General features: G+C 41.0%; 26 protein-coding genes. 23 read left to right on the plus strand and 3 right to left on the minus strand.

From position 1 onward, the window contains the following. Positions 1 to 172 precede the first annotated feature (172 nt). The 21 genes from brnQ to whiA all read left to right on the plus strand — a co-directional run bounded on the left by brnQ (position 173) and on the right by whiA (position 18220). Positions 173 to 1498 (plus strand): branched-chain amino acid transport system II carrier protein, encoded by a 1326-nt coding sequence (gene brnQ / locus HMPREF1048_RS04185; protein WP_001074581.1) that lies wholly within the window; start codon positions 173 to 175, stop codon positions 1496 to 1498. A 97-nt stretch (positions 1499 to 1595) separates the two neighbouring features. Continuing rightward, on the plus strand, positions 1596 to 2633 hold the full coding sequence (locus tag HMPREF1048_RS04190) for a M42 family metallopeptidase (RefSeq protein WP_001077250.1): 1038 nt from the start codon (positions 1596 to 1598) through the stop codon (positions 2631 to 2633). A gap of 1 nt (position 2634) precedes the next feature. Next, the gene (locus HMPREF1048_RS04195) at positions 2635 to 3105 is read left to right on the plus strand and encodes an HIT family protein (protein ID WP_000335624.1); all 471 of its coding nucleotides are present in this window, start codon (positions 2635 to 2637) and stop codon (positions 3103 to 3105) included. A 2-nt stretch (positions 3106 to 3107) separates the two neighbouring features. Next, positions 3108 to 3824, plus strand: coding sequence for an LD-carboxypeptidase LdcB/DacB (ldcB, locus tag HMPREF1048_RS04200; RefSeq protein ID WP_000747767.1), 717 nt, complete (start codon positions 3108 to 3110; stop codon positions 3822 to 3824). A 122-nt stretch (positions 3825 to 3946) separates the two neighbouring features. Beyond that, positions 3947 to 4372, plus strand: a complete 426-nt coding sequence (gene rplK / locus HMPREF1048_RS04205; RefSeq protein ID WP_001085806.1) for a 50S ribosomal protein L11 — start codon at positions 3947 to 3949, stop codon at positions 4370 to 4372. Between the two features lie 207 nt (positions 4373 to 4579). Next, the gene (gene rplA / locus HMPREF1048_RS04210; RefSeq protein ID WP_001085675.1) at positions 4580 to 5269 is read left to right on the plus strand and encodes a 50S ribosomal protein L1; all 690 of its coding nucleotides are present in this window, start codon (positions 4580 to 4582) and stop codon (positions 5267 to 5269) included. A 517-nt stretch (positions 5270 to 5786) separates the two neighbouring features. After that, entirely contained in the window at positions 5787 to 6545 is a 759-nt protein-coding gene (locus tag HMPREF1048_RS04215; RefSeq protein WP_001287229.1) for a class I SAM-dependent methyltransferase, read from the plus strand. Positions 6546 to 6630: 85 nt separating this feature from the next. Further along, a complete protein-coding gene (locus HMPREF1048_RS04220) occupies positions 6631 to 7143 on the plus strand; it encodes an adenine phosphoribosyltransferase (protein WP_001049318.1) in 513 nt (170 codons plus the stop codon). 287 nt (positions 7144 to 7430) lie between these two features. Beyond that, positions 7431 to 8375, plus strand: coding sequence for a homoserine O-acetyltransferase MetA (gene metA / locus HMPREF1048_RS04230; RefSeq protein WP_001122717.1), 945 nt, complete (start codon positions 7431 to 7433; stop codon positions 8373 to 8375). A gap of 8 nt (positions 8376 to 8383) precedes the next feature. Further along, on the plus strand, positions 8384 to 9061 hold the full coding sequence (locus HMPREF1048_RS04235; RefSeq protein ID WP_000221597.1) for a DnaD domain-containing protein: 678 nt from the start codon (positions 8384 to 8386) through the stop codon (positions 9059 to 9061). A gap of 97 nt (positions 9062 to 9158) precedes the next feature. Beyond that, entirely contained in the window at positions 9159 to 9917 is a 759-nt protein-coding gene (gene tpiA, locus HMPREF1048_RS04240) for a triose-phosphate isomerase (protein WP_000087903.1), read from the plus strand. Between the two features lie 33 nt (positions 9918 to 9950). Then, positions 9951 to 11465: a choline binding-anchored murein hydrolase LytC gene (gene lytC / locus HMPREF1048_RS04245; protein ID WP_000115843.1), complete on the plus strand. Its 1515-nt coding sequence runs from the start codon at positions 9951 to 9953 to the stop codon at positions 11463 to 11465. Between the two features lie 349 nt (positions 11466 to 11814). Next, positions 11815 to 12333, plus strand: a complete 519-nt coding sequence (locus tag HMPREF1048_RS04250) for a Dps family protein (protein WP_000229884.1) — start codon at positions 11815 to 11817, stop codon at positions 12331 to 12333. A 130-nt stretch (positions 12334 to 12463) separates the two neighbouring features. Beyond that, positions 12464 to 12970: a dihydrofolate reductase gene (locus HMPREF1048_RS04255; RefSeq protein ID WP_000162473.1), complete on the plus strand. Its 507-nt coding sequence runs from the start codon at positions 12464 to 12466 to the stop codon at positions 12968 to 12970. Next, a complete protein-coding gene (locus HMPREF1048_RS04260; protein ID WP_000442260.1) occupies positions 12970 to 13140 on the plus strand; it encodes a hypothetical protein in 171 nt (56 codons plus the stop codon). The genes HMPREF1048_RS04255 and HMPREF1048_RS04260 overlap by 1 nt, the downstream gene beginning before the upstream one ends. A gap of 36 nt (positions 13141 to 13176) precedes the next feature. Further along, positions 13177 to 14409 carry an ATP-dependent Clp protease ATP-binding subunit ClpX gene (gene clpX, locus HMPREF1048_RS04265; RefSeq protein ID WP_012972566.1) on the plus strand — a complete coding sequence of 411 codons (1233 nt, stop codon included), beginning with the start codon at positions 13177 to 13179 and terminating at the stop codon, positions 14407 to 14409. A gap of 8 nt (positions 14410 to 14417) precedes the next feature. Next, positions 14418 to 15005, plus strand: coding sequence for a ribosome biogenesis GTP-binding protein YihA/YsxC (gene yihA / locus HMPREF1048_RS04270; RefSeq protein WP_000422607.1), 588 nt, complete (start codon positions 14418 to 14420; stop codon positions 15003 to 15005). A gap of 10 nt (positions 15006 to 15015) precedes the next feature. Continuing rightward, positions 15016 to 15396, plus strand: a complete 381-nt coding sequence (locus HMPREF1048_RS04275) for a RidA family protein (protein WP_001140420.1) — start codon at positions 15016 to 15018, stop codon at positions 15394 to 15396. 51 nt (positions 15397 to 15447) lie between these two features. Then, positions 15448 to 16338, plus strand: coding sequence for an RNase adapter RapZ (gene rapZ, locus HMPREF1048_RS04280; RefSeq protein ID WP_000163051.1), 891 nt, complete (start codon positions 15448 to 15450; stop codon positions 16336 to 16338). Beyond that, positions 16335 to 17312 carry a YvcK family protein gene (locus tag HMPREF1048_RS04285; protein ID WP_001231082.1) on the plus strand — a complete coding sequence of 326 codons (978 nt, stop codon included), beginning with the start codon at positions 16335 to 16337 and terminating at the stop codon, positions 17310 to 17312. Before rapZ ends, HMPREF1048_RS04285 begins: the two co-directional genes overlap by 4 nt. Next, the gene (whiA, locus tag HMPREF1048_RS04290) at positions 17309 to 18220 is read left to right on the plus strand and encodes a DNA-binding protein WhiA (RefSeq protein ID WP_000011287.1); all 912 of its coding nucleotides are present in this window, start codon (positions 17309 to 17311) and stop codon (positions 18218 to 18220) included. The genes HMPREF1048_RS04285 and whiA overlap by 4 nt, the downstream gene beginning before the upstream one ends. A gap of 133 nt (positions 18221 to 18353) precedes the next feature. Here whiA and HMPREF1048_RS13310 read toward each other — a convergent pair whose 3' ends face one another. The 3 genes from HMPREF1048_RS13310 to HMPREF1048_RS04300 form a co-directional block, all read right to left on the minus strand. Further along, complete coding sequence (locus HMPREF1048_RS13310) at positions 18354 to 18512, minus strand: hypothetical protein (protein WP_157768876.1); 159 nt, start codon at positions 18510 to 18512, stop codon at positions 18354 to 18356. Positions 18513 to 18733: 221 nt separating this feature from the next. Next, positions 18734 to 19159, minus strand: coding sequence for a hypothetical protein (locus HMPREF1048_RS04295; protein ID WP_226373187.1), 426 nt, complete (start codon positions 19157 to 19159; stop codon positions 18734 to 18736). 695 nt (positions 19160 to 19854) lie between these two features. Beyond that, on the minus strand, positions 19855 to 20823 hold the full coding sequence (locus tag HMPREF1048_RS04300; protein ID WP_000080995.1) for an NAD(P)/FAD-dependent oxidoreductase: 969 nt from the start codon (positions 20821 to 20823) through the stop codon (positions 19855 to 19857). Positions 20824 to 20961: 138 nt separating this feature from the next. On the opposite strand from HMPREF1048_RS04300, the gene cdaA reads away from it, so the two are divergent. Both cdaA and HMPREF1048_RS04310 read left to right on the plus strand, forming a co-directional pair. After that, positions 20962 to 21819 carry a diadenylate cyclase CdaA gene (gene cdaA / locus HMPREF1048_RS04305; protein WP_001011072.1) on the plus strand — a complete coding sequence of 286 codons (858 nt, stop codon included), beginning with the start codon at positions 20962 to 20964 and terminating at the stop codon, positions 21817 to 21819. Continuing rightward, a complete protein-coding gene (locus tag HMPREF1048_RS04310; protein ID WP_001230934.1) occupies positions 21806 to 22570 on the plus strand; it encodes a CdaR family protein in 765 nt (254 codons plus the stop codon). The genes cdaA and HMPREF1048_RS04310 overlap by 14 nt, the downstream gene beginning before the upstream one ends. Position 22571 lies beyond the last annotated feature (1 nt).

Genomic DNA, 22571 nt, shown 5'->3' on the forward strand with positions numbered 1-22571 from the left:
AAACATTAGAATTTTCTCCTGCTTGGTGTGGACTGGGTAGGGGATTTTATTTTTAGATAATTCTCATTTTTAAGAATCTTGAAAACATTCAATATTTACTTCGTGATACTTTTTTCATACTCTTATTCATGATATACTAAGTCAGTATTTTATAAATATGAAGGAGATTTTCATGGCTAAAAAAGGTGCCCTAACAGGTTTACTCCTGTTTGGAATATTTTTTGGTGCGGGGAACTTGATTTTTCCGCCTTCTCTAGGTGCTTTATCTGGAGAACATTTTCTTCCTGCCATCGCAGGTTTTGTCTTTTCAGGTGTCGGTATCGCCGTCTTGACCCTTATTATTGGAACGCTAAATCCTAAAGGATATATCTACGAGATTTCTACAAAGATAGCGCCTTGGTTTGCGACTCTTTACCTCTCAGTTCTTTACCTGTCAATCGGTCCATTCTTTGCTATCCCACGTACAGCTACAACAGCTTACGAAGTAGGGATTAGTCCTCTTTTGTCGGATGCAAATAAAGGTCTTGGTTTGATTGTCTTTACAGTTCTGTATTTTGCAGCAGCGTATCTAATTTCGCTTAATCCATCAAAAATCTTGGACCGTATCGGCCGTATTTTAACGCCAGTCTTTGCGATTTTGATCGTTATCTTGGTTGTTTTAGGAGCTTTCAAATACGGTGGAACAAGTCCTCAAGCTGCTTCAGCTGCTTATCAAGCTTCTGCCTTTGGTACAGGTTTCCTAGAAGGTTATAATACCTTGGATGCTCTTGCCTCAGTTGCCTTCAGTGTAATCGCAGTTCAAACCTTGAAACAACTTGGATTTTCAAGTAAGAAAGAATACATTTCAACTATTTGGGTGGTTGGTATCGTTGTTGCCCTTGCCTTCAGCGCTCTTTACATCGGTTTAGGTTTCCTTGGAAATCATTTCCCAGTACCAGCTGAAGCGATGAAGGGTGGAACACCAGGTGTTTACATCTTGTCACAAGCCACTCAAGAAATCTTTGGCTCAACAGCCCAACTCTTCCTTGCAGCTATGGTTACCGTAACCTGCTTCACAACAACAGTTGGTCTGATTGTGTCAACAGCTGAGTTCTTTAATGAACGTTTCCCACAAATCAGCTACAAGGTTTATGCGACAGCCTTTACTTTGATTGGGTTTGCCATTGCTAATTTAGGTCTTGATGCGATTATTAAGTACTCAATTCCAGTACTGGTTATTTTGTACCCAATCACCATTGCCATCGTTATGATTGTCATTGTCAACAAATTTGTGGCCCTTTCAAAACCAGGTATGCAGTTGACAATTGCTGTTGTTACAGCTATTGCTATTGCAAGCGTACTAGGAAGCTCCTTTAAGGTTGAGTTTCTTGCAAACCTTGTCAATGCTCTTCCTTTTGCTAAGGCATCACTCCCATGGTTAGTACCAGCCATTGTCGGAATCTTGCTCTCATTGGTTCTACCAAACAAGCAAGAAAGCGATGTTTTTGAAATGGAATAATCATTAAAATCACTTTTGTAGTCAAGGCTACAGGAGTGATTTTCTTTTTTTATCCGATGATAAATGTGTTATAATAGGTAGCAAAAGAGGTGAAGAAATGAATCAAACAGTAGAATATATCAAAGAACTGACGGCCATTGCGTCTCCAACAGGTTTTACTCGTGAAATTTCGAATTATTTAGTTAAAACTCTAGAAGGTTTTGGTTATCAGCCAGTTCGCACAGCCAAGGGCGGTGTCAATGTAACTATTAAAGGTCAAAATGATGAGCAACATCGCTATGTGACTGCCCATGTGGATACGCTGGGTGCCATTGTCCGTGCTGTTAAACCAGACGGCCGTCTCAAAATGGACCGTATTGGTGGCTTTCCTTGGAACATGATTGAAGGAGAAAACTGTACCGTTCATGTGGCTAGTACAGGTGAAAAAGTATCAGGAACCATCCTCATCCACCAAACTTCTTGCCATGTTTACAAGGATGCAGGAACTGCAGAACGCACGCAGGATAATATGGAAGTGCGTTTGGACGCCAAAGTAACCAATGAAAAAGAAACTCGTGCTCTTGGCATTGAGGTCGGTGATTTTATCAGTTTTGACCCACGAACTGTCGTGACAGAGACAGGTTTTATCAAGTCTCGTCATTTGGACGATAAGGTCAGTGCGGCGATTTTGCTTAATCTGCTTCGTATTTATAAGGAAGAGAAGATTGAATTGCCCGTAACAACCCATTTTGCTTTTTCAGTCTTTGAAGAAGTGGGGCACGGTGCCAACTCTAATATCCCTGCTCAGGTAGTAGAATATCTGGCTGTGGACATGGGAGCCATGGGTGATGACCAGCAGACAGATGAGTACACAGTATCTATCTGTGTCAAGGATGCTTCAGGCCCTTATCACTATGACTTCCGTCAACACTTAGTTGCCTTGGCTAAAGAGCAAGATATTCCATTTAAGTTGGATATCTATCCATTTTATGGATCGGACGCTTCAGCGGCCATGTCTGCAGGGGCTGAGGTTAAACACGCTCTGCTTGGTGCTGGTATCGAGTCTAGCCACTCATATGAGCGCACTCATATTGACTCGGTGGTTGCAACGGAGCGTATGGTTGATGCTTACCTTAAGAGCGCATTGGTAGACTAATATGTGTTTGATTTGCCAGAGAATTGAGCTCATCAAGAAGGGAGAAAATCCCTATTTTGTCAAAGAGTTGGAAACAGGCTATCTTGTGGTTGGAGACCACCAGTATTTTGCAGGCTATAGCCTCTTTCTAGCCAAGGAACATGTCACGGAATTGCACCATTTAGAAAAGGAAATGAGAGTCCATTTTCTAGAAGAAATGAGTCTAGTCCAAGAGGCAGTTGCCAAGGCCTTTGCTGCTGAGAAAATGAATATCGAACTGCTAGGAAATGGCGATGCCCATCTTCATTGGCATCTGTTTCCACGACGGACAGGTGATATGAAGGGTCACGGTCTCAAGGGACGTGGTCCAGTCTGGTGGGTTCCCTTTGAAGAAATGACAGCAGCAATCTGCCAAGCAAAACCGGATGAGATTAAAAGATTAGTCGAATGTTTATCGTCAGAAGTAGATAAACTATTAGAAATAAAGGAGTAAAAATGAAAAAAAGATATCTTGTTTTGACAGCCTTGCTAGCCTTGAGTCTGGCAGCTTGTTCACAAGAAAAAGCAAAAAATGAAAATGGAGTAGCTAAAACAGAACAAACAGCCAAAGCTGATGGAACAGTCGGAAGTAAGCCTCAAGGAGCTGCCCAGAAAAAAGCAGAAGTGGTTAATAAAGGTGACTACTACAGCATCCAAGGGAAATACGATGAAATCATCGTAGCAAATAAACATTATCCTTTGTCAAAAGATTACAATCCAGGGGAAAATCCAACAGCCAAGGCAGAGTTGATCAAACTCATCAAAGCGATGCAAGAGGCAGGTTTCCCGATTAGTGACCATTACAGTGGTTTTAGAAGTTATGAAACTCAGACCAAGCTCTATCAAGATTATGTCAACCAAGATGGGAAAGAAGCTGCCGATCGTTATTCTGCTCGTCCTGGCTATAGTGAGCACCAGACAGGGTTGGCTTTTGATGTGATTGGGACAAATGGTGATTTGGTGACAGAAGAAAAAGCGGCCCAATGGCTCTTGGACCATGCGGCTGATTATGGTTTTGTTGTCCGTTATCTCAAAGGTAAGGAAAAGGAAACAGGCTATATGGCTGAAGAATGGCACCTTCGTTATGTCGGAAAAGAAGCTAAAGAAATTGCTGAGAGTGGTCTCAGTTTGGAAGAGTATTACGGCTTTGAAGGCGGAGATTATGTCGATTAAAAAATAAACTTTTCTCTTGCAATTCTAGATAAATAGTGTATAATAGATGGGTATGTAAAAAGCATACTTGTGGGAGGTAAAAATTTTTAATTACCGCCAAAACCACAAAGGAGGATTTAAAAATGGCTAAAAAAGTCGAAAAACTTGTAAAATTGCAAATCCCTGCTGGTAAAGCTACACCAGCTCCACCGGTTGGACCTGCTCTTGGTCAAGCTGGTATCAACATCATGGGATTCACAAAAGAGTTCAACGCTCGTACAGCTGACCAAGCTGGTATGATCATTCCAGTTGTTATCTCAGTTTACGAAGATAAATCATTTACTTTCATCACTAAAACACCACCAGCTGCTGTTCTTTTGAAAAAAGCTGCAGGTGTTGAAAAAGGATCAGGTACACCTAACAAAACTAAAGTTGCTACAGTTACTCGTGCACAAGTACAAGAAATTGCAGAAACTAAGATGCCAGATTTGAACGCAGCAAACATTGAGTCTGCAATGCGTATGATCGAAGGTACTGCTCGTTCTATGGGATTCACTGTTGTTGACTAATCAATAGCACAGTAGAAAATCTCACAGCAGTCTATTAGTTGCTTTTCATACTAGGCAAGTGACTGATGCTTGTACTTGGGTACAGCAAGGGAACTTGACGACGTAGGAAAAGAAAAATAATAGACTGAAAACCCGCAAGACTTCATCATTTCGAGAAGTGACGTGGGAGATGAAAATCGATTGAACCACTTACAAGGAGAATAGAAAATGGCTAAAAAAAGCAAACAACTTCGTGCTGCTCTTGAGAAAATCGACAGCACAAAAGCATACAGCGTAGAAGAAGCTGTAGCACTTGCAAAAGAAACTAACTTTGCAAAATTTGACGCAACTGTAGAAGTTGCTTACAACTTGAACATCGACGTTAAAAAAGCTGACCAACAAATCCGTGGAGCAATGGTATTGCCAAATGGTACTGGTAAAACTTCACGCGTTCTTGTTTTCGCACGCGGTGCAAAAGCTGAAGAAGCAAAAGCTGCTGGTGCAGACTTTGTTGGTGAAGATGACCTTGTTGCTAAAATCAACGACGGTTGGTTGGACTTCGACGTAGTTATCGCTACACCTGATATGATGGCTCTTGTTGGACGTCTTGGACGTGTCCTTGGACCACGTAACTTGATGCCAAATCCTAAGACTGGTACTGTAACAATGGATGTTGCTAAAGCAGTTGAAGAGTCTAAAGGTGGTAAGATTACTTACCGTGCTGACCGTGCAGGTAACGTTCAAGCAATCATCGGTAAAGTATCATTTGAAGCTGAAAAATTGGTTGAAAACTTCAAAGCTTTCAACGAAACAATCCAAAAAGCAAAACCAGCTACAGCTAAAGGAACTTACGTAACAAACTTGACTATCACAACTACTCAAGGTGTTGGTATCAAAGTTGACGTAAACTCACTTTAATCAGTAGTTTATATCAGAGGACGAGTACGAAAGTGCTCGTTTTTTTGCTTAGAACGGGCATGTTGTATATCTGGATTTGTAATACTCTTCAAACCACGTTAGCTTTGCCTTGCCGTACTCAAGTACAGTATACAGCTAGCTTTCTAGTTTGCTCTTTGATTTCCATTGAGTATTATTTGTGGGTACCACTTACTAATGAAGCTTTTAGCGATTCTTAGTCTGACGTTGGAAATAAGAATCGGCAGAGGAAGGGATAGCGAAATCGTGGCTCTACGAACAGGAAGGTGGAGATTCGTAGAGCGGATGAAGATGAGAGCAATTCCAAAGTACAAAAATAGTCGTAACCTGAATGTGTAAATGATGGGAGGAGTTGAATTCGAACTAGAGAGGTAATAATAAATTTATGCTATAGTCATGGTGGTTTGTATGCTTTTGATTCTAGTTTATCAAATAATAGATTAGAATTGTCAGATAATATCATTTTATGTTATAATGAAGAAAAAACAGAGGTGTTCAAATGTCAGAAGCAGGTCATAAGTTTTTAGCAAAACTGGGGAAAAAACGCTTACGCCCAGGTGGAAAACGTGCTACAGATTGGTTAATTGCGGAAGGAGGATTTTCAAAAGAAAAGAGAATACTAGAGGTTGCGTGTAATAGGGGAACTACAGCAATTGAGTTGGCACAGCGTTTTGGTTGTAAGATAACTGCTGTTGATATGGATGCTCAAGCTTTAGAAGTGGCTAAAAAATCTGCTGAAACGGCAGGTGTAGGTCATTTGATCAGTTTTGAAAGAGCAAATGCAATGAAACTTCCTTATGAAGATGCTAGTTTTGATATTGTCATAAACGAAGCTATGCTGACTATGCAAGCCGATCAAGCTAAGAAAAAATGTGTAATGGAATATCTAAGGGTTTTAAAACCTGAAGGTCTTCTCCTGACACATGATGTGCTTCTTAAGGAAGCTAAAGAGTCTGTCAGACAGGAATTGTCGCAAGCAATTCATGTAAATGTAGGTCCTTTAACTCAAGATGGTTGGGAACAGGTGATGATAGAATCAGGTTATTGTGATGTGAAAGTATTGACTGGTGAAATGACATTAATGAAATTATCGGGTATGATTTATGACGAAGGTTGGCTAGGAACCTTGAAAATTTGTGTAAATGCTTGTAAAAAGGAGAATAGAAAGCAGTTTTTGACTATGTATAAAATGTTTAATAAGAATAAAAAGAACTTGGGCTTTATTGCTATGGCTAGTTATAAATCGTCAAATCGTTAGATAATCATTGAAGTTAACTTTTCCTTTTTTCTTTCTTAAAAAATATGCTATAATAGAGAGTAAAAACTTTGAAAGAAAGAAAAAGATGAATTTAAAAGATTACATTGCAACAATTGAAAATTATCCGAAGGAAGGTATTACTTTTCGTGATATCAGTCCTTTGATGGCTGATGGAAATGCTTATAGCTACGCTGTTCGTGAAATCGTTCAGTATGCTACTGACAAGAAAATCGACATGATTGTAGGTCCTGAAGCTCGTGGTTTTATCGTGGGTTGTCCAGTTGCCTTTGAGTTGGGAATTGGTTTTGCGCCTGTTCGTAAGCCAGGTAAATTGCCGCGCGAAGTCATTTCTGCTGACTATGAAAAAGAGTACGGTGTTGATACCTTGACTATGCACGCAGATGCCATCAAGCCAGGTCAACGTGTTCTTATCGTAGATGATCTCTTGGCAACAGGTGGAACTGTTAAGGCAACCATCGAGATGATTGAAAAACTTGGTGGTGTTGTAGCAGGTTGTGCCTTCCTTGTTGAATTGGATGAATTGAACGGCCGTGAAAAAATCGGTGACTACGATTACAAGGTTCTTATGCATTATTAATGAAAAACAGTCCCTAGGGCTGTTTTCTCTACATTAGGATATAAAAATAGACTATAGCTAGTTAGAGAAAAAGTATAATTGAAAACTATATCTTCTTGCAGTATAATAAAAGGACTAAGTGTTTGAGATTTAGTTTCATACTCAATGAAAATCAAAGAGCAAACTAGGAAACTAGCCGCAGGCTGTACTTGAGTACGGCAAGGCAACGTTGACGCGGTTTGAAGAGATTTTCGAAGAGTTTCAAACATATGCAATGATTCCTGAAAGAGTACAGTTAGGAGAGGGTTATGCCGATTCGAATTGATAAAAAATTACCAGCTGTTGAGATTTTACGGACAGAGAATATCTTTGTCATGGATGATCAACGTGCGGCCCATCAAGATATCCGTCCTTTGAAGATTTTAATTTTAAATCTCATGCCACAGAAAATGGTCACAGAAACCCAGTTGTTACGTCATTTGGCCAATACACCCCTACAATTGGATATCGATTTTCTCTATATGGAGAGCCACCGTTCTAAAACAACTCGTTCAGAGCACATGGAGACCTTTTATAAAACTTTTCCTGAAGTCAAGGACGAGTATTTTGATGGGATGATTATTACGGGGGCTCCAGTTGAGCATTTACCATTTGAGGAAGTGGACTATTGGGAGGAATTTAGCCAGGTGCTTGAGTGGTCCAAGACCCATGTCTATTCGACCCTTCATATCTGTTGGGGGGCTCAGGCTGGTCTTTATCTGCGCTATGGAGTGGAAAAATACCAGATGGACAGTAAGCTATCAGGTATTTATCCTCAGGACACCCTAAAAGAGGCTCACCTTCTCTTTAGAGGCTTTGACGATAGCTATGTATCCCCTCATTCACGGCACACGGAAATTTCTAAGGAAGAGGTCTTAAACAAAACCAATCTCGAGATTTTATCAGAAGGGCCACAGGTTGGGGTTTCGATTTTGGCTAGTCGTGATTTACGAGAAATTTATAGTTTTGGGCATTTGGAATATGACCGTGATACCTTGGCAAAAGAGTATTTCCGAGATCGTGATGCAGGTTTGGATCCACATATTCCAGAAAATTATTTTAAGGATGATGATGTCAATCAGACACCTTGTCTTTGTTGGTCTTCATCAGCAGCCCTCTTTTTCAGTAACTGGGTGAATTATGCGGTCTATCAGGAAACCCCTTTTGACTGGAGAAAAATAGAAGATGATGCATCTGCATTTGGGTATTTATAAGAGGAATTATGACATATTTAGACGCTTTTAAATCAGGGAACTTGGTTTTACCGAGTGCCCTACTCTTGCATTTTAAGGAACTCTTTCCTTCCAGCGATGATTTTCTAGTCTGGCAATTTTTCTATTTGCAAAATACGACAGGTTTGGAAGAAATGTCGCCAAGCCAGATTGCTGAAAGGATTGGCAAGGAAATTTCGGATGTCAACCAGTCCATTTCCAATCTGACGGAGAGGGGACTACTTCAGTATCGAACGATTGAATTGAATGGCGAAATCGAATTGCTTTTTGATGCTAGTTTGGCATTGGAGCGTTTGGATAACCTGCTTGGAGCCGCTCATTCGAGTTCAGACCGGTTGACACCTCAAAATCAGCTCAAGGAGTTGGTAGAAACCTTCCAGCAGGAGTTGGGACGCTTGTTGACCCCTTTTGAGATTGAGGATTTGACCAAGACACTAAAGGAAGATGGGACCAGTGCTGACTTGATTAAGGAAGCTCTTCGTGAAGCTGTTTTGAATGGAAAATCAAACTGGAAGTACATTCAGGCGATTTTGAGAAACTGGCGCCATGAAGGAATCAAGAGTGTGGCTCAAATCGAGGCCAAGCGAGCAGAAAGAGAAGCCAGCAATCCTCAGTTGACACAGGTATCGGCAGATTTTAGAAATGCCATGGATCTTTGGAAGGATTAATCCTTGTAAGCAGGCTTGAAATCCGAGTAAGATTTGCAAGCTGTGTATAATTGTGATAAAATAAATAGAAAATAAATTGAAAAAAGAGGTATGTGAAATGTCACGTAAACCATTTATCGCTGGTAACTGGAAAATGAACAAAAATCCAGAAGAAGCTAAAGCATTCGTTGAAGCAGTTGCATCAAAACTTCCTTCATCAGATCTTGTTGAAGCAGGTATCGCAGCTCCTGCAGTTAACTTGACAACGGTTCTTGCTGCTACAAAAGGTTCAAACCTTAAAGTTGCTGCTCAAAACTGCTACTTTGAAAATGCAGGTGCTTTCACTGGTGAAACAAGCCCACAAGTTTTGAAAGAAATCGGTACTGACTACGTTGTTATCGGTCACTCAGAACGCCGTGACTACTTCCATGAAACTGACGAAGATATCAACAAAAAAGCAAAAGCAATCTTTGCAAACGGTATGCTTCCAATCATCTGTTGTGGTGAATCACTTGAAACTTACGAAGCTGGTAAAGCTGCTGAATTCGTAGGTGCTCAAGTATCTGCTGCATTGGCTGGATTGACTGCTGAACAAGTTGCTGCATCAGTTATCGCTTATGAGCCAATCTGGGCTATCGGTACTGGTAAATCAGCTTCACAAGACGATGCACAAAAAATGTGTAAAGTTGTTCGTGACGTTGTAGCTGCTGACTTCGGTCAAGAAGTTGCAGACAAAGTTCGTGTTCAATACGGCGGTTCTGTTAAACCTGAAAACGTTGCTTCATACATGGCTTGCCCAGATGTTGACGGTGCCCTTGTAGGTGGTGCGTCACTTGAAGCAGAAAGCTTCTTGGCTTTGCTTGACTTTGTAAAATAATCAGTAGCAAAAGCTAGGTGGAACAGCATTCAGATGTCTGTTCCATTTTTTATAGGGGAGGAAAGATTGAAAACAAAGATTGGAAAAATTGGATTAGCAAGTATCTGTTTACTAGGATTGGCAACTAGCTATGTCGCTGCGAATGAAACTGAAGTGGCAAAAACTTCGCAGGATATAACGACTGCTTCAAGTAGTTCAGAGCAAAATCAGTCTTCTAATAAAACTCAAACGAGCGCAGGAGTAAAGACCAATGCTTCTGCCCACTGGGAGGGGGATTATTATGTAAAGGCTGATGGTTCCAAAGCAAAGAGTGAGTGGATTTTTGATAACTACTATAAGGCTTGGTTTTATATTAAGTCAGACGGTCGTTATGCTCAAAATGAGTGGCAGGGCAATTACTACCTAAAATCAGGTGGCTATATGGCTAAGAATGAATGGGTTTATGATAACGCCTATAAGAATTGGTTTTACCTGAAGTCCGATGGTTCTTATGCTAACCAGGAATGGCATTCTGTTGGAGGTAAATGGTACTATTTTAAAAAATGGGGATATTTAGCTAAAAGCCAATGGCAGGGAAGTTATTTCCTAAATGGTCAAGGTGCTATGATGCAAAATGAATGGCTTTATGATCCAGCCTATTCATCTTACTTCTATCTCAAGTCTGATGGTTCTTATGCAAATCAAGAGTGGCAAAAGGTAGACGGCAAGTGGTACTATTTCAAGAAGTGGGGTTACATGGCCAAAGATGAGTGGCAGGGTAACTACTATTTGACAGGAAGTGGTGCTATGGCGACTGGTGAATTAGTCATGGATGATGCTCGCTATATTTTTTCTGACTCAGGTGAGTTAAAAGAAAAGAAAGACTTGAATGTTGGCTGGGTTCACCGAAATGGCAGACGTTATTTCTTTAACCATCGTGAAGAACAAGTTGGGACTGATCAAGTTAAAAAAGTTATTGATGTCAGTGAGCACAATGGTCGTATCAGTGACTGGAAAAAGGTCATCGATGATAATGGCGTTGACGGAGTCATTGTTCGTTTGGGCTATAGTGGAACTGAGGACAAGGAATTGGCTCATAATATTAAGGAGTTAAACCGTCTTGGAATTCCTTACGGTGTTTACCTTTATACTTATGCTGAAAATGAGACCAATGCTGAGAATGATGCTAATCAAACCATTGAACTCTTGAAGAAATACAAGATGAACCTGTCTTATCCTATCTACTATGATGTTGAGAACTGGGAGTATGTCAATAAAACCAAGAGAGCACCAAGTGATACTGGAATCTGGGTCAAGATCATCAATAAGTATATGGCAACAATGAAGCAGGCTGGTTATCAAAATGTGAAAGTTTATAGCTATCGTCAACTTTTGCAAACTCGTTTGAATCATCCAGATATTTTACAACATGTCAACTGGGTTGCAGCCTATACAGATGCACTTGATTGGAATAATCCTCATTATTCAGGAGAAAAAGGATGGCAATATACTTCATCTGACTACCTAAAAGGAATTCGTGGTCGTGTAGACGTCAGCGTTTGGTATTAAGATATAAAGTTGAGAAAGGAGTGTGCAAGAAATTTGCATCCTCTTTTTCTTTACTTTACTGAAGCAAAGGGATATGAAATTTATACTCTTCGAAAATCTCTTCAAACCACGTCAGCTTTATCTGCAACCTCAAAGCTGTGCTTTGAGCAACCTGCGGTTAGCTTTATAGTTTGCTCTTTGATTTTCATTGAGTATTAATCAAAAAATCTCTACAGAATTCTTAAATTATCAGTCTATTGCAACTTTTCTCATGTGAGTCTTTTGGCTTGCTATTGGTTTTTCTTAGTAGTATACTAAGGTAGTAATCATTAAGAAGTGGTTACAAAAAATAATGAATGAGGTAAAAACAATGGTAGAATTGAAAAAAGAAGCAGTAAAAGACGTAACATCATTAACAAAAGCAGCACCAGTAGCATTGGCAAAGACAAAGGAAGTCTTGAATCAAGCTGTTGCTGATTTGTACGTAGCCCACGTTGCTTTGCATCAAGTACACTGGTACATGCGTGGTCGTGGTTTCCTTGTATGGCATCCAAAAGTGGATGAGTATATGGAAGCTCTTGATGGTCAATTGGATGAAATCAGCGAACGCTTGATTACACTTGGTGGTAGCCCATTCTCTACTTTGACAGAATTCCTTCAAAACAGTGAAATCGAAGAAGAAGCTGGTGAATACCGTAATGTTGAAGAAAGCTTGGAACGTGTCCTTGCTATCTACCGTTACTTGTCAGAACTTTTCCAAAAAGGTTTGGATGTCACTGATGAAGAGGGTGATGATGTGACAAACGGTATCTTCTCAGATGCTAAAACTGAAACTGATAAAACAATCTGGATGCTTGCCGCAGAATTGGGACAAGCACCTGGTTTGTAAGAAATAGAATAATCATATAAAAATCTGTAGGATGCCTCTTACGGATTTTTTCTATTCTGTAAGCTATTCCAAACCAGTCTTTTTTTGAGTTTTTTGATAAAATAGTACTATCAGTGAAAAGGATGGAAGCATGACTAAGAAAATCGTAGCTATTTGGGCCCAGGATGAAGAGGGTGTGATTGGTAAGGACAATCGTCTGCCTTGGTATTTGCCAGCAGAACTGCAACACTTCAAAGAAACAACTCTGAATCATGCTATCTTGATGGGACGCGTGACTTTTGATGGGATGGGGCGTCGCTTGCTTCCAAAACGGGAGACCTTGATTTTGACACGTAATTCTGAAGAAAAGATAGACGGGGTTGCTACTTTTCACGATATCCAGTCTGTTCTAGACTGGTATCAGGATCAAGACAAGAATCTTTATATTCTCGGTGGGAAGCAAATTTTTCAGGCTTTTGAGCCCTATCTTGACGAAGTGATTGTGACTCACATTCATGCTCGGGTGGAGGGCGATACCTATTTCCCTGAGGAGTTTGACTTGTCTCTTTTTGAGACAGTTTCAAGCAAATCCTATACCAAAGATGACAAAAATCCTTATGATTTTACCATACAATACCGCAAGAGAAAGGAAGTCTAATGGAACGTAGTATATTTGGTTTTTTCACAGCTATGCTGTGTTTGGTCTGCTTGCTTGCTGGAGCACAGGCTTTTCGTAAAAAGCGCTATGGACTTTCTGTCCTGCTCTGGTTAAATGCATTTACCAATTTGGTCAATAGTATTCATGCTTTTTACATGACCTTATTTTAGATAGAATGACAGTATAGAATAGAACGGAAGGAAATCATGCCTACAAATAGGAATAATGATATGATGGTTTATTGCTCATTTTGTGGCAAAAGCCAGGAAGAAGTACAAAAAATAATCGCAGGTAACAACGCCTTTATTTGTAATGAATGTGTGGAGTTGGCTCAGGAAATCATTCGAGAGGAGTTGGCGGAAGAAGTCTTGGCAGACTTGTCTGAAGTTCCAAAACCAATCGAACTACTCCATATCTTGAACCACTATGTAATCGGTCAAGATCGTGCCAAACGTGCCTTGGCAGTAGCTGTATACAACCACTACAAACGCATCAATTTCCACGATACGCGTGAAGAGTCAGAAGATGTGGATTTGCAGAAGTCAAATATCTTGATGATTGGCCCAACTGGTTCAGGGAAAACTTTCCTTGCCCAGACCTTGGCTAAGAGCTTGAATGTACCTTTTGCGATTGCGGATGCGACAGCTCTTACCGAGGCTGGTTATGTGGGTGAGGACGTGGAAAATATCCTCCTCAAACTCCTGCAGGCCGCTGACTTTAACATTGAGCGCGCAGAGCGTGGGATTATCTATGTGGATGAAATTGACAAGATTGCCAAGAAGAGTGAGAACGTGTCTATCACACGTGATGTTTCTGGTGAAGGGGTGCAACAAGCCCTTCTCAAGATTATCGAAGGAACTGTTGCTAGCGTACCGCCTCAAGGTGGACGTAAACATCCACAACAAGAGATGATTCAAGTGGATACTAAAAATATCCTCTTCATCGTGGGTGGTGCCTTTGATGGCATTGAAGAAATCGTCAAACAACGTCTTGGAGAAAAAGTCATCGGATTTGGTCAAAACAATAAGGCGATTGACGAAAACAGCTCTTACATGCAAGAAATCATCGCAGAAGATATTCAAAAATTCGGGATTATCCCTGAGTTGATTGGACGCTTGCCTGTCTTTGCTGCTCTTGAACAGTTGACAGTAGATGATTTGGTTCGTATCTTGAAAGAGCCAAGAAATGCTTTGGTGAAACAGTACCAAACCTTGCTTTCTTATGATGATGTCGAGTTGGAATTTGACGACGAGGCCCTTCAAGAGATTGCTAATAAAGCAATCGAACGGAAGACAGGGGCGCGTGGACTTCGCTCCATCATCGAAGAAACCATGCTAGATGTCATGTTTGAAGTACCGAGTCAGGAAAATGTGAAATTGGTCCGCATCACTAAAGAAGCTGTCGATGGAACGGACAAACCAATCCTAGAAACAGCCTAGAGGTGACTATGGAACTTAATACACACAATGCAGAAATCTTGCTCAGTGCGGCTAACAAATCCCACTATCCGCAGGATGAACTGCCAGAAATCGCTCTTGCAGGGCGTTCAAATGTTGGTAAATCCAGCTTTATCAATACCATGCTGAACCGCAAGAATCTAGCCCGAACATCAGGTAAACCTGGTAAAACCCAGCTTCTCAACTTCTTTAATATCGACGACAAGATGCGCTTTGTGGATGTGCCTGGTTATGGCTATGCCCGTGTTTCTAAAAAGGAACGTGAAAAGTGGGGGCGCATGATTGAGGAGTACCTAACGACTCGGGAAAATCTCCGTGCGGTAGTCAGTCTAGTCGACCTTCGTCATGACCCGTCAGCAGATGATGTGCAGATGTACGAATTTCTCAAGTACTATGAGATTCCGGTTATTATCGTTGCGACCAAGGTAGACAAGATTCCACGTGGTAAATGGAATAAGCACGAATCAGCAATCAAAAAGAAATTAAACTTTGATCCAAGTGACGACTTCATCCTCTTTTCATCTGTCAGCAAGGCAGGGATGGATGAGGCTTGGGATGCAATCTTAGAAAAATTGTGAGGAAAAGAAAATGGCAAAAACAATTCATACAGACAAAGCTCCAAAGGCTATCGGACCATATGTTCAAGGAAAAATCGTTGGCAACCTTTTGTTTGCTAGTGGTCAAGTTCCCCTATCTCCTGAAACTGGGGAAATCGTAGGAGAGACTATCCAAGAACAGACAGAACAAGTCTTGAAAAACATTGGTGCTATTTTGGCAGAAGCAGGAACAGACTTTGACCATGTTGTCAAAACAACTTGTTTCTTGAGCGATATGAACGACTTTGTTCCTTTTAACGAGGTTTACCAAACGGCCTTTAAAGAGGAATTTCCAGCTCGTTCAGCAGTAGAGGTAGCTCGTCTTCCTCGTGATGTAAAAGTCGAAATCGAAGTCATCGCAGAGATTGGATAAGCTAGTTGAAGTTTGGTTCTGCCAAACTTCTTTTGATATAAGGAGAAAAAGATGACAAAGAAACAACTTCACTTGGTGATTGTGACAGGAATGAGTGGTGCGGGAAAAACTGTAGCCATTCAGTCCTTCGAGGATCTAGGTTATTTTACCATTGATAATATGCCACCAGCTCTCTTGCCTAAGTTTTTGCAGTTGGTGGAAACAAAGGAAGACGACCATAAGTTGGCCTTGGTAGTAGATATGCGTAGCCGTTCTTTCTTCTCAGAGATTCAAGCTGTTTTGGATGAGCTGGAAAATAAGGAAGAACTGGACTTTAAAATTCTCTTTTTGGACGCAGCAGATAAGGAATTGGTCGCACGTTACAAGGAAACCAGACGGAGTCACCCGTTAGCTGCAGACGGACGGATTTTGGATGGAATCAAGCTGGAACGTGAGCTCTTGGCACCTTTGAAAAATATGAGCCAAAATGTGGTGGATACAACTGAACTCACTCCTCGTGAGCTGCGTAAAGCCCTTGCAGAGCAGTTTTCAGACCAAGAACAAGCCCAGTCTTTCCGTATCGAAGTCATGTCTTTCGGCTTTAAATATGGAATCCCGATTGATGCAGATTTGGTCTTTGATGTCCGATTCTTGCCCAATCCCTACTACCTACCAGAACTGAGAAACCAAACGGGTGTAGATGAACCAGTGTATCACTATGTCATGAACCATCCAGAGTCCGAAGACTTTTATCAACATTTGTTGGCCTTGATTGAGCCGATTTTGCCAAGTTACCAAAAGGAAGGTAAGTCCGTTTTGACCATTGCCATGGGATGTACGGGTGGACAACACCGTAGTGTGGCCTTTGCTAAACGCTTGGCGCAGGACTTATCCAAGAATTGGCCTGTTAATGAAGGGCATCGCGACAAAGACCGAAGAAAGGAAACGGTAAACCGTTCATGAGAAAACCAAAGATAACGGTGATTGGTGGAGGGACTGGGATCCCTGTCATTCTTAAGAGTCTGCGTGAAAAAGATGTGGAAATTGCTGCTATCGTAACGGTGGCGGATGATGGTGGTTCATCAGGTGAACTCCGAAAAAATATGCAGCAATTGACACCGCCAGGCGATCTCCGCAATGTACTTGTGGCCATGTCGGATATGCCTAAGTTTTATGAGAAAGTCTTTCAGTATCGCTTTTCTGAAGATGCTGGAGCCTTTGCTGGCCATCCATTGGGCAATCTCATTATCGCTGGCCTGTCAGAAATGCAGGGTTCGACCTATAATGCCATGCAGTTGCTGAGCAAATTTTTCCATACAACTGGCAAGATTTATCCTTCCAGTGACCATCCCTTGACCCTTCATGCAGTCTTTCAGGATGGGACAGAAGTGGCTGGAGAGAGCCATATTGCAGACCATCCAGGCATGATTGACCACGTTTATGTGACAAATACCCTCAACGATGATACGCCTCTGGCTAGCCGTCGAGTAGTCCAGACCATTCTTGAAAGTGACATGATTGTCCTCGGACCTGGTTCCCTCTTTACCTCTATTTTGCCCAATATCGTGATTAAGGAAATCGGGCAGGCGCTTTTGAAAACCAAGGCAGAAATCGCCTATGTCTGCAATATCATGACCCAACGTGGGGAGACAGAACACTTTACAGATAGTGATCACGTGGAAGTCTTGCATCGTCACCTTGGCCGCCCTTTTATCGACACTGTCTTGGTGAATATCGAAAAAGTGCCTCAGGAATACATGAATTCCAACCGGTTTGATGAATACTTGGTGCAGGTGGAACATGATTTTGCTGGTCTTTGTAAGCAAGTTCCGCGCGTGATTTCATCCAACTTCCTTCGTCTGGAAAATGGGGGTGCCTTCCACGATGGAGATTTGCTCGTGGATGAGTTGATGCGGATTATACAGGTGAGAAAATGAGTTTCACAGTAGCAGTAAAAGAAGAAATCCTAGGTCAGCACCATCTGAGCCGGCATGAATTATCTGCCATTATCAAGATGTCTGGTAGCATCGGTCTCTCGACCTCGGGCCTGACCTTGTCTGTCGTGACAGAAAATGCCAAGCTGGCTCGTCACCTCTATGAGTCCTTTCTCCATTTCTATGAAATCAAATCAGAAATCCGTCACCACCAAAGAAGCAATCTCCGCAAGAATCGGGTCTATACTGTTTTTACAGATGAAAAGGTGCAGGATTTGTTAAGTGATTTGCACTTGGCAGACTCCTTCTTTAGTCTGGAAACAGGTATTGATGAGGCGATTTTATCGGATGAGGAAGCAGGTCGTGCCTATCTCTGTGGTGCTTTCTTGGCAAATGGAAGCATTCGTGACCCTGAGTCAGGCAAGTATCAGTTGGAAATCAGTTCTGTCTATTTGGATCACGCGCAAGGGATTGCCTCCCTTCTCCAGCAATTTTTACTGGATGCCAAGGTGCTTGAACGTAAGAAGGGAGCTGTGACCTATCTCCAGCGTGCCGAAGACATTATGGACTTCTTGATAGTAATCGGAGCCATGCAGGCGCGTGATGATTTTGAGCGGGTTAAGATTTTGCGAGAAACTCGTAACGACCTCAATCGAGCCAATAATGCGGAGACAGCTAATATCGCTCGGACAGTTTCTGCCAGCATAAAGACTATCAACAATATCAGTAAAATCAAAGATATCATGGGCTTAGAAAATCTGCCAGTGGATTTGCAGGAGGTAGCGCAACTGCGGATTCAGCACCCAGACTACTCTATCCAACAGTTGGCAGATAGCCTCAGTACCCCTCTGACCAAAAGTGGTGTCAACCACAGACTCAGAAAGATAAATAAATTAGCCGATGAGTTATAAAGATATAAAACACCTCTTTCTTGACAATTGAACAGAGCATGTGAGATAATAAAGAGGAATTGAGAAGTTCTAGCATTTTAGTGCTAACAGAAATCCCCTCGGTACTGCAATACCGAGGGGATTTTTTTCTGGGTTAGATAGCACTAACCAGGAAGGTTACTTGTCGAAGTGATCGACTAGCCAACGAGTCACCAGCCATGAGATGATACTCTCGATGACTGCGATAAGTACTATTTTGAGAAGTTCTAGTATCTGTAATACCTCCTTTTCCAAGGAGTATCGTTAGTGCCATCGTTATTATATCACATGCTCTATCAATTTGATAGGACATTTTTGCTTTTTGAAAAAGAAGGGGAAAGGCAAAAAGCAATGTCATTAAGTTAAGAAATTTAGCTCTTTAAAATCAAAAACGCATAATATCAGATATTGAAAACCGTGATACTATGCGTTTTATTGTGAGAAAATTTATTTCATTTTCTCCTGAAATTGAGTTTTTACCCAGTCTCTAATGAGTTATTTCCAAGTGACCAGTTCGCTCCAAACGCTAACATTCGATATAGTAGAGGTTTCACCAGCTGGAACCCATTTGTTGGTGCCTAAGTATCTAACTTCTAGTTTACGAACGTTTACTGTGTAAGATGCTTTTAGTCTAATATAACCATAAGTGTAGGGTGGTACGTTATGGGAGACTGAGTGATTTAAACTAAGTCCAGCTCCAGACTCCGGAGCAGAAAAGCTAACACCTGCACCTACAGTCAGAGTAGCTCCAGCTTTTCCACCATAGGCAGTTGAACTTACAGGACCTGATGTGGTGCTTTTCTTGTAAGAGTGAGAGTATTTAGTTCTATAGTCTGCAACACCAGTTGCATTAGAACGAGTCTGATACGTAGATTTAGACTCTAAATAGGCGTCTCTAAGTTCAGTTGTATAAAATGACAATAACTCTCCTGTGTTGATATCTTTTACAATACGATTAGATACAATTTCATAATTTGTACCAGGATAGACATCAGCAAAAACCGTAGATGTTGTGACTAAGAATAATAGACTTGATAGTAGAGAGAAAAACAATAGTTTCAGTTTAATCATAACAAATTTTTTCTTCATGAGTAAAAGATTATTTTTTCAATCCTTTGAAAGTCATAATGCAACCAGAAAAGATACTGAGAGTTCCTATAGGTCTCCAATATAGTTGCCAAAAGAATAAATTTATCCTTCCTTTCAGTGTCTCATCCGGCCCGGCGTAATAGGGGTTGATGTGAAATAACAAAAAACCAAAACATAAAACGATGATTCCACTCAAGAATAAAATGTCCTTATTTACTTTTCTCATAAAATCTCCTTTTATTTTATATCCTCTTCTAAATTTATTATACATCTAAAAAAGGAAAAAACAAGCCTATTTTTAATTTTTTTTATATGGTATACTAGAATAGTTGGAGAGCTTTGATAGATTTTTAAAAGGCTGATATGAAATACTTTGTATAATCTAATGATTCTTCAAAAAAATTTCTTATTCAAACAAGAGCAAAGGGAAGGTGGGCTGCATATCAGAAGTTAGATGTATTTCTGTCTAATTTTTGAGGTGTCGTTCATTTTAAAACCACGAATCCTATGTGACTCGTGGTTCTTTTTTATAAACTAGTAGAGTGTTTTGGTTGTACTTTTTGCTCAGGGTCGATGTAGTTGATGGCATTGTTGACAGCAGTTGGAGCTTCTCCGAGGCCTGTCGCAATCAAGTCAATTTTTCCATCATAGTAGCAGCAGTCACCGATAGCATAGATACCTGCTTGGCTGGATTCCTGTTTACTGTTGACTATAATCTTGTGGCGGTTGAGGTCCAGACCCCAGTTTTTAAGGTTACCGACCGAAGATTTGAAACCATAGTTGACAAAGAGGTGGTCTAGGTCAATGGTTTCTGTTTCATCAGATTTGACTTTTGTGATTTCAAGTTTATCGAGTGTTTTTCCATCTCCAAGGAGTTGGCTAGGGACGAATGGTGTCTTGATGGTTACAGATGATTCTTGCAAGGCTTGGACACTATGCTCTAAGGCACGGAAATTATCTCTGCGGTGAACAAGGGTAGTTGGCGCAATTTTTTCAAAAGCCAAAGCCCAATCCACAGCTGAGTCTCCCCCACCAAGAATCGTCACTTTTTTACCAGCATATTGCTGAATGTTGGAAACGTGGTAGTGGATATTTTCATACTCCTCAACACCTTCCAATTCCAGCGGACGTGGTTTGAAGGCACCGCCACCCATAGCAATGATAACTGTTTTAGACAGGTGACTACCTTTAGAAGTTGTAATGACAAAGCCTTCTTCTTGTTTTGCAATCTCAAGAACCGTTTCATTGAGATGAATAGGAGTATCAAAGCCATTTAATTGCTCGATTAGACGATTAGTCAACTCTTCTCCAGTTAGATTTGGGAAGCCTGGGACGTCTAGGATTTCCTTTTCAGGATAGAGAATAGCAGGTTGTCCACCTAGCTGGGGAAGGGAGTCGATGATTTGGACCTTGGCTTGGCGTAGGTGGGCGTAAAAGGCTGCAAAAAGACCGACGGGACCACCACCTACAATGGTAATATCATATAGTTGAGACATGGTTTCTCCTTTGTTTTTTCTAGTCAGTTTATTTTATCATATTTTTTCTTTAATTTAAAATGAAGTAGGATAGGGAAAAAAATGTCAGAAAAATGGTATAATAGAAAGGAACGTGTTTGGACAGAGAGGAGACAGCAGATGAACTTTCAACAATTATCCAACCTGCAATATTGGACTAGCTTGTTTTCTAGTCCTTGGAGTATTGCCATCAATCTGTTTGATATTTTGATTGTGACCTATATTTTATATCGTTTTACAAAAGCGATAGCTGGCACCAAGATTATGATTTTGGTACGGGGGGTCTTGATCTTTGTATTAGCCCAGGTTGTGGCCAATATCCTTGGTTTAACAACGATTTCTTGGTTGATTAACCAGATTATCACTTATGGGGTTATTGCTGCGGTTGTTATCTTCTCTCCAGAGATTCGGACTGGTTTGGAACGCTTGGGAAGGGCGACAGATTTCTTTTCTACTACTCAAATAAGTGCGGAAGAGAAAATGATTCGTGCTTTTGTCAAGTCAGTTGAATATATGAGCCCTCGTAAGATTGGTGCTCTGGTTGCCATTCAACGAGTTCGTACCTTACAAGAATACATCGCGACAGGAATTCCCTTGGATGCCAAAATTTCAGCAGAACTCCTTATCAATATTTTTATTCCCAACACTCCCTTACATGATGGTGCTGTGATTATCAGAGAAAATCGGATTGCAGTCACCTCTGCCTATCTGCCCTTGACAGAAAGTACAGGGATTTCCAAGGAATTTGGGACCAGACACCGGGCGGCTATTGGTTTATCAGAAGTGTCGGATGCCTTGACCTTCATCGTTTCAGAGGAAACAGGTGGTATTTCTATTACCTACAATGGGGTTTTCAAGCATGATTTGACGATTGAAGAATTTGAAGCAGAGCTACGAACAATTCTTTTGCCAGTTGTTGAGGAAAAAGTCAGTTTCAAGGACCGTTTGCTAGGAGGTTGGAAATATGAGAAAAAATAGTCTATATATCATTTCATCTCTATTTTTTGCTTGTGTCTTATTCATCTATGCAACATCGACTAATTTTCAAAATAACAATACGGTAAGGCAGGTCAAATCAGAAACCTATACCAATACGATAACGAACGTTCCTATCGATATTCACTATGATGATGACCAGTATTTCATCAGCGGATTTGCATCAGAAGTTTCAGTGGTATTAACCGGAGCTAATCGTGTGACCTTGGCCAGCGAAATGCAGGAGAGCACTCGTAAGTTTAAGGTAACTGCTGATTTGACGGATGCCAGTGTTGGAACGATTGAAGTTCCCTTGAACATTGAAAATCTTCCAAGTGGATTGACCGCTGTGGCAACGCCTCAAAAGATTACAGTGAAAGTTGGGAAGAAGGTTAAGCGAGATGGGATGATTGTTGTGCCACAAGTTGACCAAAGCCAGATTGATCCCAAGCTACAAATTGATAGTGTAACCGTGTCAAACGAACGAGTTTCTGTCACAACTGACCAAGAAACATTAGCTAAAATTGATCGTATTATTGCGCTTTTACCAACTAGCGAACGTATAATAGGTAATTACAGTGGTTCAGTACCTTTGCAGGCAATCGACCGCAATGGGGTTGTCTTACCAGTAGTTATCACTCCCTTTGATACAACAATGAAGGTCACTACAAAACCAGTAGCACCAAGTTCAAGCACAAGCAGTTCGTCGGAGACATCTTCGTCAACGAAAGCAACTAGTTCAAAAACGAATTAAA

This window comes from Streptococcus mitis SK575 (assembly GCF_000257865.1).
Taxonomy (GTDB): Bacteria; Bacillota; Bacilli; order Lactobacillales; family Streptococcaceae; genus Streptococcus; species Streptococcus mitis_CQ.

Excerpts from the sequence above, each read along its gene's own strand:
- HMPREF1048_RS04310 (WP_001230934.1), top strand. The coding sequence starts at position 21,806 with ATGAGAAAAAATAGTCTATATATCATTTCATCTCTATTTTTTGCTTGT.
- HMPREF1048_RS04300 (WP_000080995.1), bottom strand. The coding sequence starts at position 20,823 with ATGTCTCAACTATATGATATTACCATTGTAGGTGGTGGTCCCGTCGGT.
- HMPREF1048_RS04260 (WP_000442260.1), top strand. The coding sequence starts at position 12,970 with ATGGAACGTAGTATATTTGGTTTTTTCACAGCTATGCTGTGTTTGGTC.
- tpiA (WP_000087903.1), top strand. The coding sequence starts at position 9,159 with ATGTCACGTAAACCATTTATCGCTGGTAACTGGAAAATGAACAAAAAT.
- HMPREF1048_RS04250 (WP_000229884.1), top strand. The coding sequence starts at position 11,815 with ATGGTAGAATTGAAAAAAGAAGCAGTAAAAGACGTAACATCATTAACA.
- rplK (WP_001085806.1), top strand. The coding sequence starts at position 3,947 with ATGGCTAAAAAAGTCGAAAAACTTGTAAAATTGCAAATCCCTGCTGGT.
- HMPREF1048_RS04220 (WP_001049318.1), top strand. The coding sequence starts at position 6,631 with ATGAATTTAAAAGATTACATTGCAACAATTGAAAATTATCCGAAGGAA.
- brnQ (WP_001074581.1), top strand. The coding sequence starts at position 173 with ATGGCTAAAAAAGGTGCCCTAACAGGTTTACTCCTGTTTGGAATATTT.
- rplA (WP_001085675.1), top strand. The coding sequence starts at position 4,580 with ATGGCTAAAAAAAGCAAACAACTTCGTGCTGCTCTTGAGAAAATCGAC.
- HMPREF1048_RS13310 (WP_157768876.1), bottom strand. The coding sequence starts at position 18,512 with ATGGCACTAACGATACTCCTTGGAAAAGGAGGTATTACAGATACTAGA.
- HMPREF1048_RS04285 (WP_001231082.1), top strand. The coding sequence starts at position 16,335 with ATGAGAAAACCAAAGATAACGGTGATTGGTGGAGGGACTGGGATCCCT.
- rapZ (WP_000163051.1), top strand. The coding sequence starts at position 15,448 with ATGACAAAGAAACAACTTCACTTGGTGATTGTGACAGGAATGAGTGGT.
- ldcB (WP_000747767.1), top strand. The coding sequence starts at position 3,108 with ATGAAAAAAAGATATCTTGTTTTGACAGCCTTGCTAGCCTTGAGTCTG.
- yihA (WP_000422607.1), top strand. The coding sequence starts at position 14,418 with ATGGAACTTAATACACACAATGCAGAAATCTTGCTCAGTGCGGCTAAC.
- clpX (WP_012972566.1), top strand. The coding sequence starts at position 13,177 with ATGCCTACAAATAGGAATAATGATATGATGGTTTATTGCTCATTTTGT.
- cdaA (WP_001011072.1), top strand. The coding sequence starts at position 20,962 with ATGAACTTTCAACAATTATCCAACCTGCAATATTGGACTAGCTTGTTT.
- lytC (WP_000115843.1), top strand. The coding sequence starts at position 9,951 with ATGTCTGTTCCATTTTTTATAGGGGAGGAAAGATTGAAAACAAAGATT.
- HMPREF1048_RS04275 (WP_001140420.1), top strand. The coding sequence starts at position 15,016 with ATGGCAAAAACAATTCATACAGACAAAGCTCCAAAGGCTATCGGACCA.
- HMPREF1048_RS04255 (WP_000162473.1), top strand. The coding sequence starts at position 12,464 with ATGACTAAGAAAATCGTAGCTATTTGGGCCCAGGATGAAGAGGGTGTG.
- HMPREF1048_RS04190 (WP_001077250.1), top strand. The coding sequence starts at position 1,596 with ATGAATCAAACAGTAGAATATATCAAAGAACTGACGGCCATTGCGTCT.
- HMPREF1048_RS04195 (WP_000335624.1), top strand. The coding sequence starts at position 2,635 with ATGTGTTTGATTTGCCAGAGAATTGAGCTCATCAAGAAGGGAGAAAAT.
- HMPREF1048_RS04235 (WP_000221597.1), top strand. The coding sequence starts at position 8,384 with ATGACATATTTAGACGCTTTTAAATCAGGGAACTTGGTTTTACCGAGT.
- metA (WP_001122717.1), top strand. The coding sequence starts at position 7,431 with ATGCCGATTCGAATTGATAAAAAATTACCAGCTGTTGAGATTTTACGG.
- whiA (WP_000011287.1), top strand. The coding sequence starts at position 17,309 with ATGAGTTTCACAGTAGCAGTAAAAGAAGAAATCCTAGGTCAGCACCAT.
- HMPREF1048_RS04215 (WP_001287229.1), top strand. The coding sequence starts at position 5,787 with ATGTCAGAAGCAGGTCATAAGTTTTTAGCAAAACTGGGGAAAAAACGC.